Raw genomic sequence first — 11,307 nt, 5'->3', positions numbered from 1 at the left:
TGGCTCCTTTCCTAGCAGTCGATGACAACTGCACTTTGGCACATTCGATGCCGGTGGAGCAGGAGCCACCCACCTCATCCGGAATGGGCCGTCCGCGTCGGTGTGCGATACCCATGGCTCAAAATCCTGCGTTCGCTGCGACGACGGCCCTTAGCCCAACAACGACATCCATTCACTGCACTAAAGGCACGGCTTTCGCTAAGCGGCAGCTTCGTCTGCCAAAGCGGTCATGCAACTGTCCTTGGTAGAAGTTAATCACCTTTCTCCGATTCCTTGATTTCCTTTGCAAATCTACCCGGCCATGGAACTGTGAATGAATCCCAGATATCCGCTTTGTTTTTCTGTTCCTTCATCTGTGCCATGACGAGCGTATCGCCATTGCTGCGTAGATTGATCAATCCATAGTGCGTGTCGGTGCTGGATACGGCACGGGCGAGCTCTGTGGAAAACAACAGTGGATGTGATCCTCTCGTATGTTTTGCAATAGCGCCGACAGCGTCAGCCATAGGGTGATCAAAAGACTTGTTATCTCCGGAAGAAAAGACATTTGCCTGAGGCATCGTTTTCTTCAGAAACTCGACGTGAAAATCTGAAGATCCATGATGGCATGCTTTGGCAACATCCACCCGAAACGGGTTGCTGCTGCCATAGTGTTTCATCAGATGTTGTTGAGCTGGGATGTTCAGATCGCCACCAAGAAGAATGGTGTGTTTGCCAAACTTGAGCTTTAGAACGATGGAATGACCATTCCGCGTGTGTGATGAGCTTGGCGCTGGATCGTCATCGGCGATGTCGTGGGCATCCGAGAATGCGACATACTCAACGCTCCCCGACTTTTTCGTCGGTACTGGTCCCAGAACCTCAACGTAAAGCTTGTCGTCGTCGTTCCGGGTATAGCCTGGCAACTCCTCGTTTCTGATCGTGATGCGCTTTGCGTTTCCAAGACGACCGTCGTCTTTAGCGTCCAGAGCAGCCTGCCAGAACTTCCGGAAAGACGACATGAGATGACCGCCGTCGACAAGGTTTTTTGCCTGAGTAAGCGTGTCGAATGACTCTGTAACCGTAAGTCGGCACTCTCCATCTATGGTTCGATTTTTTAGCTTGCCAAGATCAAAATCCGTGCCAACCGGTAGATTGTCGTCATCATAGCGAATGATGCCATTGTGATAGATCGTTCCGACTTCAAATCTTTCATCCTTGAGAATTGGAGTCAGACCGTTGAAGTGATCGTAGTCGGGATGACTAACAACCATGGCTTTAATCAGTACCTTATCACCTGCCTTCAAGATGCGGCGGTAACGGTGTTTCATGAATTTGAAGAAATTGGCGTTGGGACCTCCATCCACCAACATGATCCCTTCGGGAGATTCAATGATAGCCCCATCGCCTTGGCCTACGTCCACAAAGAATGTTTTTAGTATCGGGGTATCACGTACATCTTTCTTGCGAACCCAGCCTCCGGGCCCCTTTCCAAGGGAGTCTACTTCAAGCCAATCACCGTCTGTGTCGGTAACTTCCAGAATCGATCCCATCAGCACATGGTTGACCTTTTTGGCGTTGCTCCTTGCCGATTTTCTTATGATGGTTTCCGGCTGATCCCCATAGACAAATGTAGGCATTATAATTTCCTCCCGAAGTATGCCATTGATTACTGCATGTTTTGCATCCCAAAATTATTTTCGCCCCGGTTTCCAATATACTACGGCTATGACAACTTGTCTTTTTATGCCCTTTATGGCGCATTGCGGCGCCGGTAGAGCAGAAACCACCCGCTCCATTTTCTGAGGGCTCGGATCAGCGGTTGCGCAGATGTGCCGGGTGGGTAGGGTGCGTCCAGCGAAGGAGGGACATTCAAGCCAACTAATGAACGAACAGGTGGCCAAGTGCCGCAAGAAACTTAACTAAGGAAATAATTATGAAGAGGCCAACGGGCATTCACCGTACAAAGCGCCCATTCGGTGTCGAAGATGACGTCTGGGTCGATGACAGCGGTATGGGGTACGACATTCCGGAATCTCGCTACCGGGCAAATCGTTATGAGCCACCAATTGAGAGTTTACCCTGGCATCCAGCAGAAGACGTCGAATGAACTTCAATTCATGCGCGGGTATTGCCAAATTGTAGGTTGATGTCCGAGAAAACCGTTTGGCCGTTTGATCAGATGGCCATTTCCGTGGTGTAGTCTGCCCACAGGCTGAAAGGGTCGGCTCTGGCTTGGCGGTAGTTGGCAGCGGAGAGTTTTTGGCGACGAGAGCAAAAGATCAGGTTGATTTGACCATGGGCGGATAGAAACTTCTGAGCGTTTCGGGTCGGCCTGTGCGACACTTCGATGGCGTTGTTGAGGACTTTGTGCGCCCGTTGGTCCGAGTCCGGGGCCAAGACCTTTAACAGTCTGATTTAACTGCGTAATTTGTCGGTTATTACAACGCGAGGTTGACCGTACTGAACAATCAGCCGGTTCAGAAATTGCTTTGCCGCTCTGGCACTTCGCCTGGGTTGCACAAGAATGTCCAAAACGTTGCCGTCCGCATCGATAGCCCGCCAAAACCAGTGCTTCACACTGCGCTCGGCAAGCAGATCTTTGTCATCAGCTGTGCTCATGTTGAACCGGTGATAGACCAGACAGCGTAGGCAATAATTTCACGCGGGACGCGAAAGCCTCTTAGGTGAGGCATGGAAGCCGGTACGATCACAACTTTCGGAACGTGTGCACCCTTGAATGAGATCGTCACGATTGGCTCCGGTCAAAACACGGGACGCCACTAGCACGGGACGCCACTAGCACGAGATACTCGTCTCAGACAGAGATGCCGAAAGTTTGTGACAAAGCCCTGCGGTGGTCGCCATCACCGTCGCCATTGAAAGGTCCGGCCCGCGCACCAAAATGACCATAGCCCGGCCCATCGCCACGGTGCCCATTGGGTAGCTGCCATGTTTTGAATGCTGAGGGTCGTAAACATGGCAGCTACCACAACCGCAACAACCAACAACAAACCGACCACGACACCGGAAACCATCGTCCCGGTGGATTACAGGCAGATGACGTACTAAAAATCAATTTGGACCAGTTAGATGAGGCCGCTCACAAGGGGCACTTGCTTTTCAGATTTTTGATGTTCGTGAAAAGCGCGAGAAAACTTGGCTCTTGCACACTCAGGTTACCCAAGTGCGGAGCGTGAACAGCGAACTGGTTTTCTGCCACCAATATAGCCAAGCGCTTGAGATCAATACTGGTGCCGCATCAATATTGAACAAATCCTACATGTCGAAAGTTACACCAATTATCCACATTACCGCGCTTCTCGCCAGCTGCATGGGGTGCCTGATGATCATTTGCGGGCTCGTGGACCAACATTTTGAATTCTCGCCAATCAGTGCGCTGACCAAAAGCGGTCTGGCAATTGCGTCCACGGCATTGCTCCTCGCTATGGCCACCTCGCGACCTGAAATTACCACTATAAACCGCAACCAAGCCTACGCGTTGACTGTAGTGGTTTGGGTCGCGCTTCCGATGTTTGGTGCAGTTCCCTTATTACTTGGCATACAGCAGGCTGGAATTACGGAAGCCTATTTCGAAGCGGTTTCCGGTATGACCACAACTGGTTCAACGGTGTTTCATAATCTTGAAGTTCTGCCACCCGGGATTTTGCTGTGGAGAGGTGTACTTCAATGGCTGGGCGGGCTTGGTATCGTCATCGTTGCAATGATATTCTTGCCAATTATGCGTGTCGGTGGCATGCAGTTTTTTTTGACGGAAGGGTTTGATACTCAGGGCAAATTGCTCTCACGTACGCTGGATATAGCTAGGTCGCTGCTGGCGATTTATGTCTGTTTCACTGCGACTTGTGCGGCTGTTTACGCCGCAATGGGAATGTCGGCACTGGACGCTGTCGTTCATGCCATGACAACGATTTCAACAGGCGGGTTCTCGACGACTGATCAATCCTTCATACGGTTTGAAGGAGCGCTGGAATATGTCTGCATCATTTTCATGGTTGCCGCCAGCTTACCGCTTATACGTTTCGTTCAATTGGCGAGGGGGAGCGCCCAACCTTTATTGAATGACCCTCAAGTTAGAGGTTACCTTCTGGCAATACTTGTCCTGGTCACAGTCTTAGTAGCTTTTCGGATGGCGACGAGTGACGAGCCGTTTTCTGAGATCGTTCGTGAGTCGCTGTTTAACGTAGTTTCGGTGATATCAGGCACTGGGTACGCTAGCGAGGATATCTCTCAATGGGGTAGTTTCGCTCTATCGCTCGTATTGGTCGCTGGATTTTTGGGAGGTTGTACCGGCTCTACAGCTTGCTCGGTCAAGATATTCCGGTGGCAGGTAAGCTTGGCGGCGATTGCGATCCGGATCAAGCGAGTGCGCTATCCGAACGTTGTTAGCCAGCCAATGTATGGCAGGAAGAAGCTCTCAAAAGATGTAGTCGAGTCTGTCGGGGCATTTATGACCCTCTTTGCGGCAACAGTGTGGTTCGTAGCCACTGCGCTTTCGTTGACCGGCCTGACAATCGAGACCTCCTTCACCTCTGCCTGGACCGCAGTGGCTAATATTGGTCCCGCTTTTGGTCCAAAGGTGGAAAGCTCAGGCTCACTCGAACACTTTAGTCGAGCCGCCAAGTGGATCATGATTTTCGGAATGATCGCAGGGCGTCTGGAATTGCTTTCATTGTATGTGCTTTTCACTCGACGATTTTGGGATCAATGGTAACGGGTTGATACATCAACCCGCGTTGCATTTGCTCACAGACCAATACAATGCATCGAAAGCCCAGTTTATCTGAGGTTTTGGTACAGCAGTAGGCATATTCTGGTGGAATCGTAGCGCCCCCCTTTAGTGGGCTTTGACGTTTTAAGGGGGGCGCTACTTTGGCCGAGGAAGGCTTGCTTACGAGTGAGTGGCCCGCGTCTTCACGGAACCGATGACACCCTTTCGGAGGGGTACGAATGCTTCCTTGACCAAGTGTTTTGAGTTCTCTCGAACGATGTTTGCATTGTGAGCGGTTGAATTTTCACCGTGTTTTCACCCAGCTTACATTTTAGAAATTTTTCAACCTGTCTATCTCTCAATCCACGAGCAAGCCAATGTTGCGTCTAACTTTTTTCACAGTGTCCGTGATCTTCAGTGGCAGTTGCTCCATGAGTGGATAATTCATAGGTCATGGTTGGAAAATGGATGGCCAACGTCCAGACTTCGTCGGGTTTGATATGGATGAAAGTCACCCCGTCAAGGCCGTGTGCAACGGAGGCCGGGCCTTCTGCGCCCTGGACAATCATGCGCGCTTCCGAGAGGTCTCCGTTCTGAAATACCTGAACCTCCTCTCCAGATACATCCGATGTGCATCTGAATTCAGTTTCTTCGGCAGTGGCCGCGGATGCCGACATGATCGCTGCCAAGATTACGGCTTTATTCATCTTTGTATTTCCTCATTTTCTGGAATTGGCTTTTTTGGGTTTGAGTGATCCCGCAAGCGGATGGACCCAAAAGGTGGTATGGAGTGTTTTTCTTAATTGTACTCAAGCGGCCGCGAGGGTTCTTCCAAAGCTCACGCAAACCCTCAAACCCGGTTCGTTGTCCTCCGCAACGACCATTGCTCCATGCCGCACAGCAACAGCCTTTACGAGGGATAAGCCAAGCCCGTTTCCCGCTTCGTTTCTGGCACCGTCTGCCCTGAAGAATGCGTCAAAAACCTTGCTGATTTGAGACGGGGGAACTCCCGGTCCATTGTCTTCCACAACAAGCTCGACGCAATCGGATTTGGCCATCAGGGAGATCTTGATCCAAGAGCCTGAAGGGCAATACCGGAGTGAGTTGTTTACAAGATTGACGAGCAACTGCTTCAGCATGTTTTCATCGCCTCGGATCAGTACCGTATCGGCGTTATACTCTGCCGAGATGTGTTTTTCCTCGTCTATCGCAACTGGATAGAAAGTTTCGACAATGTCTTCGACGATTGCGCTCAGGTTCACTGTCGCAAAGTGGTCCTTGTACCCGCCAGTCTCAATACGGGAAATTCTCAGGATCGTGTCGAAGACAGCGCTGAGACGTTTCAGTTCGCTTTCCAATTCGTAAAGCGTTGGGCGCGGGTCGCCGCCATACTCGACTTCGCTATAGACCCGCTGCAATGCCAAAAACCCATGGGATAAAGGCGTCTTCAGGTCATGAGCTATCGTGACCGCGGTTGTTTGCGTGCTGATGAGCAGACTCGACAGCCGGTCGAGATGCCGGTTTATCAAACGGGAAACCCGATCAATCTGATCGTTTGCTTCTGAAATGGGCAGGCGAATGTCTGTGTCCCCTTGTGAGACAAGATCGAGGGTTCGCTCAATCCGCTGGAGTTTGCGATAGCTTTGCGAACTGACGTAGTATCCCAGCCCCATAACGGTGGCTGTCGTCGCGAGCGTCAGTAACAACAATCCTTCCCAAAGCGTCGTCAAAGCATGATTGAGTGATGTCAGGCTGCGGGCGACCACCGTGCGATAGCCAAGATAGTCGGAGACGTGAAGCAGGTAGACAGGAGCAGCCCCACCGATCGCCACGAAATCCGGATCCACCTCATGCCAGCCATTTTTGTCGGGTACCTTCGCGACAGATCCAGCAAGTGCCGAATTGTGTTTGTCAAACAGCGCGATCATGTGAAGCCCGGATCGATTGGGACTGTTCAGATGTTCAATCGCCCGCTGAACTGCGTCTGCGCCACCGTCCAAGAGTATCTCGTGAAGCAGAAGTTCTTCTTCAAGGATTTGTTGTTCGAGGTTAAGGCGGAGCCTATCTTCTAGCGCCAAGTAAGCCGCGTATCCGAAAATGGCAGTGATAATCCAGACCACCAGCGCAGCGTAACAAGCTGTCCGGAAAGGGGCACCTGAGAAAATGCTAGCGCGGTCCATGAAGACTATATCCGACATTTCGAGACGTATGCAGAAGAGGCGTGTCAAAGGGCTTGTCAATCTTTGACCTCAGCCGGCTGATATAGGTTTCGATTACGGTCGAATTCGGGTCGAAATTGTAGTCCCAGACTTGTTCCAGAAGCATGGTACGGGTCACGATCCGTCCTGAGTTTCGCATTAGAACTTCAAGAAGCGCGAACTCACGCGGCAACAATTCTATTGTCTCATTTTGTCGCTTGACGACCCTGCTGAGCAAATTCATCGAAAGGTCGTGGACGTGAAGTTCGGTCGTTGTGACCCCGGCAGAGTGGCGTTTGATAATGCTATACAATCGCGCAAGTAGTTCGGAGAAATGAAAGGGCTTCACCAGATAATCATCGGCTCCCTCAGTCAAACCCTCGACTCTATCCTGAACATCTCCGATCGATGTGAGGAACAGAACAGGGGTCTGCTTCTTGGCCGCCCGCAGAGCTTTCAGAACGGAAAGACCGTCCATTCCCGGCAACATTCGATCAAGGATGATGGCATCACAGTCATTATACAGGCAGTAGGATAGGGCATCGCGACCGTCCTCGTACCACTCCACACTGAATCCGTTGGCTTGCAGGCCTGAATAGACGAAATCAGCGGTTTTTTTGTCGTCTTCTGCTACGAGTATTTTCATTCTGTTCGCCTCCCAGACAGTCGGTGCCTGTTCCAAGAAACGTGACCGATTCAACCGTAGACAAGACCCAGCCATATCAAGATGGCCGAGTCCATTTGGCAAATGGTTGCAGACTAGAGGCTCAACGTTTCTTCGACCGCTTTGACCTGCAGTCTTGCTAGTCCCAGGTTTGCCGATTTCTTGTCCAATGCGACATACACAAAAATATTGGGATTTTTTTCCAGCGGGCGGACAAGGTGAAACTGCTTACCCAGCGTGATCAGAATGTCTTCGATGGAATCGTTGAGCTTTAGAGCTTCGATAGCCTGCAGTTTTGCGCGAACCACTTCAACATTAGCCGCGCCGGCTGTTTCGAGATCAATCTTGGAGCCGCCCTCCGTGCCGAGTATGAGGCCGGTGTCACTGTCGACGAGACATGCTCCTAACAGACCTTTTATTTCACCGAGTTTCGAAATGTCTAACGACATGATTGGCTCCTTTTTTACCTTGGAATTGTTTGCCTGACCCATACGCGGCTTCCGAGGGGCCGGGCGGTTCAGATCGTTTGCGGGTGGAATGGTGATGGTGTATTTTTGAACCAGGCCAGCCTTTTCACCGAACCTGGAAATCACAGAGGCTATGTTGCCCTTGGGTTTTGGCATTAGTTATCCAATCACTGTGATTGTGGGAGTGGCATACCCAAGCGCAGCTTCACCATTTCGGACTGCGTGAGCGCGGAGGAACAATCGGTCGAACAGTCCGTCGTCTAAGCAAGGAAGAGTTCTAGCTTGCAGCGTGTTGTGACACCTTGAACCCAACGTGACTTTTGAATTGGGTGTGCCAGGATTTTGGGAGCGCTTTTGGGCTTTTCCCAGAATACTCAATGCGGAAACTGTGGCGAGGGACAAGTATTGGGCGTGGCTGGCCGAGGCAGCAACCGCACCTTCAGAACTTATGAGGAACGCGGACCACAGATGCCCGATTTCGAAGGCCACGCTGGCCAATGTGGATATTATTAGGCTCAGCATTGCATCCCCGCCTCATTACTCAACAATCAAGCGGTGACCAGAACATTGGGGGTATTAACTGACCTTTCGGTAAACTTAAAAATCTGAAAGATTTAGGGTTTTGAAAACTGGCCTATTGATCTTTATCGATCACAACGCAAAAGGGGACGGAACTCGCATTGGTCGCTGTAGTTCGCCTTCGAGAACGGCTCATCGCGGGTGCCCGGCTTTAGGGTTGGGTGGCCGACCGCCTTGTTTGTATGGTGATGAATCCGAGTGCCGGATAAATGCAATTCACCACATTAGCGACACGTACAAAAAAGACCTCAGAGTAGGCCTCCGTTTTCCTAAACATAACGGCGGACTACTTCAGTGGGGGAGGATCAAGTCAGGGGCCAGGATCGCGTTAAGAGGTTTTCTGCCCCGTAGGCACGGCTTATCTCGGCAACGGTGAGGTAGGGCTCAATTGCCCACTTCGGTGTTGAGCCCAAATTATGTGGCAAGGAATTCACGATAAGTTGCTATTTTTGTGGCGAGTTGCCACGTCTGCGATGACCTCATTGCTTTGCACGGTGCACTGCGAACAAGGATTATGTCTGGCTTCTGGAGGACAAGGCGAAGGCAAGAAATGCGAAGCTTTTGATCAACAGTTAGATTGGCGCCACGCTCCGCTAGTTTGAATTCTAAGCCGCCTATTTCATGAATGATGTATTGCAGGGAAACGCTCTCAGCTGCCCTCGTGATTTCTTCATCTGACGGTCGTTGGCGCAGACCCAGCGTTAACGCGCGTCGCAGGCTTCCTTTCAGGATTAGTGGCTGGTCAGTGAGAACGCCGACAGATCGGCGCAGGCTTCCGGGTGTTAATCGTGCAACATCTTTGCCATCAAGTTTCAATGAAATGTCCCCAGGCGTTGCGTTTCCCAACAATGCGACTTCGATCTGGTCCATCATTGAATTGGAGATGATCGCTTGTTTCCCTGGCAGCACCTTGATCTTTGGGCCATGCATTGGCTTGATTTCAATCGAAAACGGTTTCCGTCGCAGACGGGTTTCGGAATTGCGGGCTGGGGCCAATGGGCGGCCAAGCGCGCGGGACAGATTGAAATGGGCCACCCGATACTTCGCCGCATGGTCGCTTGATGTCATCGCATTGCGAAGCGGCCGGACCATCAGCCCAAGCGCCGCCAATGCGGCTGCAATTGTTCCTGAAGACAAACCGCCATACCCGCCAATGGACAAGACTATACCGGCGGCGACAGCGGCTGACAGATCGGGAACAGCCTTTCTATATTCGCTGAGGCTGCGGAGGGTGCGGGCCGCATCTGCAACCTGCTCTGCCCGGCGATTCAGTGATTTCATCTCGATGCGCCGCCGTCCCAATGCCGAAAGCCTCGGTGCAATTGGCAGGCGTTCCGTTACATCTGCGGCTAGCAAAGAACGGCGTTTTCGCAAATTTCGATGCGCTTCCAAAAGTTTGCTCTGTGTTAGAGGAGCACAAATCGCCGAGGGGAGAACCGCGCACATCGCCACCCAGGCAAACCGATGGTCAAGATAGATCAGCACGGCCGTCGCCGCTGGCAGCAGGACAGCAGCTTGGACCAGCCTCGGCAAACCAAGACCGGGCCAGTCTTTTAACGCCGCCAGATCGCCAGTAAAGCGCAAGACGTGGTAACCCATGCGCCGTTGGTCCAGTTCAATCTGATCGCTACGGCTTGCGTGGTCGAACAGCCTCAGACGCACGTCCTTGGCATAGTCCTGGCCCAAACGTTCCGCGAGCGTCCGGAAAGCCAATTGCAGCAGCGCGCTGCACATCCCGGCGCCTCCGACGACTGCAATGGGAAGAACGGGCAGGTCCGATCCATCATGGAACGCGACAAAGGCGGTCCGCGTTGCAATGGCCACCGCTGAAAGAGCGGCGGCCTGCAAAATGGTCGCGCATAGGATCCAACCAAAAAGGCAGCGTCTAGGACCGTCAAAAAGCCCCGGAGGGGTCATGCCGCATACCGTGTTCGATCGACCCCGGCACGCACAGCCAATGTGTTCGCATATGCTGGATCGAGAAGTTGGCCTCGGGTCAGAACCTGAACACCCGTTGCGGTATGCGCTTCTTCCACTGCCATAGGGGAGCATGACAGCATCCCTGTCAGTGCGATGGGTCGAATGCCGTTTCGGCCCAACTCAGTTACACCCCCTGCGGCTGCAACCGCATCGGCACAGGCAAAAAGATACTTTGAAAACCGGTCTCGGACTGACGGATCGGCCAGAAGTGCAGCTGTTTCCCGCTGAAATATGCCATCCGCCAGTTCCATCACCGCGATGTCGCAGCCGAGGGACTCCGACTCGCCCAATAGCGTATCGATACCCGCAATGATGCGCGGCAAAGGCGCAAGATAGGTGGTGACCATACCTGCGTCTGTAAAATCGGCGACGAAGGATGCACCGGCGTCAACAAAGGAATTGTAGTCCCCGAACGCGCCAGTACCCGTGCCTTTGAGCACCGCCACCTTCCATCCAGCCTTTGTCAGGCCGTGGGCCAGGGCAGCCGTTGCGGTTGTTTTGCCCGAGTTCATCGCGGTACCGACCACGCAAATCACCGGAATCTGTGCGGGATCTAAACGCTCAGGCAAGGCGAAGTCGCCTGTATTCAGAACGGCCCCGTCTTTTGACGTGATACGCCCTAGGCTCAGGACCCATTGATTTCCGTATAGCGGCGTGATTCACGGTTCGAAAACGAGCGGTGAACATGTCTGATCTTTTCTGGCTTAC

9 protein-coding genes and 1 pseudogene are annotated in these 11,307 nt (G+C 52.2%); 2 read left to right on the top strand and 8 right to left on the bottom strand.

The genetic code is table 11. The features are described from left to right. Window positions 1–251 precede the first annotated feature (251 nt). Window positions 252–1,619, bottom strand: coding sequence for a hypothetical protein (locus ACR1XY_RS23540; protein WP_480597111.1), 1,368 nt, complete (start codon window positions 1,617–1,619; stop codon window positions 252–254). Between the two features lie 296 nt (window positions 1,620–1,915). On the opposite strand from ACR1XY_RS23540, the gene ACR1XY_RS23535 reads away from it, so the two are divergent. Then, complete coding sequence (locus ACR1XY_RS23535) at window positions 1,916–2,089, top strand: hypothetical protein (RefSeq protein WP_480597105.1); 174 nt, start codon at window positions 1,916–1,918, stop codon at window positions 2,087–2,089. Window positions 2,090–2,157: 68 nt separating this feature from the next. On the opposite strand, the pseudogene ACR1XY_RS23530 reads toward ACR1XY_RS23535, so the two are convergent. Continuing rightward, window positions 2,158–2,675, bottom strand: a pseudogene (locus ACR1XY_RS23530) (IS6 family transposase). A 500-nt stretch (window positions 2,676–3,175) separates the two neighbouring features. On the opposite strand from ACR1XY_RS23530, the gene ACR1XY_RS23525 reads away from it, so the two are divergent. After that, complete coding sequence (locus tag ACR1XY_RS23525) at window positions 3,176–4,714, top strand: TrkH family potassium uptake protein (protein WP_480597101.1); 1,539 nt, start codon at window positions 3,176–3,178, stop codon at window positions 4,712–4,714. 383 nt (window positions 4,715–5,097) lie between these two features. On the opposite strand, the gene ACR1XY_RS23520 is transcribed toward ACR1XY_RS23525, so the two are convergent. From ACR1XY_RS23520 to ACR1XY_RS23495, 6 genes are all read right to left on the bottom strand, one after another. Further along, complete coding sequence (locus ACR1XY_RS23520; protein WP_480597099.1) at window positions 5,098–5,418, bottom strand: hypothetical protein; 321 nt, start codon at window positions 5,416–5,418, stop codon at window positions 5,098–5,100. Window positions 5,419–5,520: 102 nt separating this feature from the next. Next, a complete protein-coding gene (locus ACR1XY_RS23515) occupies window positions 5,521–6,891 on the bottom strand; it encodes a sensor histidine kinase (RefSeq protein WP_480597097.1) in 1,371 nt (456 codons plus the stop codon). Next, on the bottom strand, window positions 6,878–7,555 hold the full coding sequence (locus ACR1XY_RS23510) for a response regulator (protein ID WP_480597115.1): 678 nt from the start codon (window positions 7,553–7,555) through the stop codon (window positions 6,878–6,880). Before ACR1XY_RS23510 ends, ACR1XY_RS23515 begins: the two co-directional genes overlap by 14 nt. A gap of 113 nt (window positions 7,556–7,668) precedes the next feature. Next, window positions 7,669–8,196 (bottom strand): roadblock/LC7 domain-containing protein, encoded by a 528-nt coding sequence (locus ACR1XY_RS23505; RefSeq protein ID WP_480597094.1) that lies wholly within the window; start codon window positions 8,194–8,196, stop codon window positions 7,669–7,671. 837 nt (window positions 8,197–9,033) lie between these two features. Next, window positions 9,034–10,536 carry an ABC transporter transmembrane domain-containing protein gene (locus tag ACR1XY_RS23500; protein ID WP_480597091.1) on the bottom strand — a complete coding sequence of 501 codons (1,503 nt, stop codon included), beginning with the start codon at window positions 10,534–10,536 and terminating at the stop codon, window positions 9,034–9,036. Continuing rightward, window positions 10,533–11,168 carry a DUF1611 domain-containing protein gene (locus ACR1XY_RS23495; RefSeq protein WP_480597088.1) on the bottom strand — a complete coding sequence of 212 codons (636 nt, stop codon included), beginning with the start codon at window positions 11,166–11,168 and terminating at the stop codon, window positions 10,533–10,535. The genes ACR1XY_RS23500 and ACR1XY_RS23495 overlap by 4 nt, the downstream gene beginning before the upstream one ends. Window positions 11,169–11,307: the final 139 nt, after the last annotated feature.

The organism is Ruegeria sp. AD11(2025), from assembly GCF_056542405.1.
Note: the sequence above shows the minus strand (reverse complement) of the source record. Positions and strands in the feature narration are given on the sequence as shown.

Bases quoted from the DNA above. Each gene is read 5' to 3' on its own strand.
- ACR1XY_RS23510 (WP_480597115.1), bottom strand. From the start codon at position 7,555: ATGAAAATACTCGTAGCAGAAGACGACAAAAAAACCGCTGATTTCGTC.
- ACR1XY_RS23515 (WP_480597097.1), bottom strand. From the start codon at position 6,891: ATGGACCGCGCTAGCATTTTCTCAGGTGCCCCTTTCCGGACAGCTTGT.
- ACR1XY_RS23505 (WP_480597094.1), bottom strand. From the start codon at position 8,196: ATGCCAAAACCCAAGGGCAACATAGCCTCTGTGATTTCCAGGTTCGGT.
- ACR1XY_RS23520 (WP_480597099.1), bottom strand. From the start codon at position 5,418: ATGAATAAAGCCGTAATCTTGGCAGCGATCATGTCGGCATCCGCGGCC.
- ACR1XY_RS23500 (WP_480597091.1), bottom strand. From the start codon at position 10,536: ATGACCCCTCCGGGGCTTTTTGACGGTCCTAGACGCTGCCTTTTTGGT.
- ACR1XY_RS23540 (WP_480597111.1), bottom strand. From the start codon at position 1,619: ATGCCTACATTTGTCTATGGGGATCAGCCGGAAACCATCATAAGAAAA.
- ACR1XY_RS23535 (WP_480597105.1), top strand. From the start codon at position 1,916: ATGAAGAGGCCAACGGGCATTCACCGTACAAAGCGCCCATTCGGTGTC.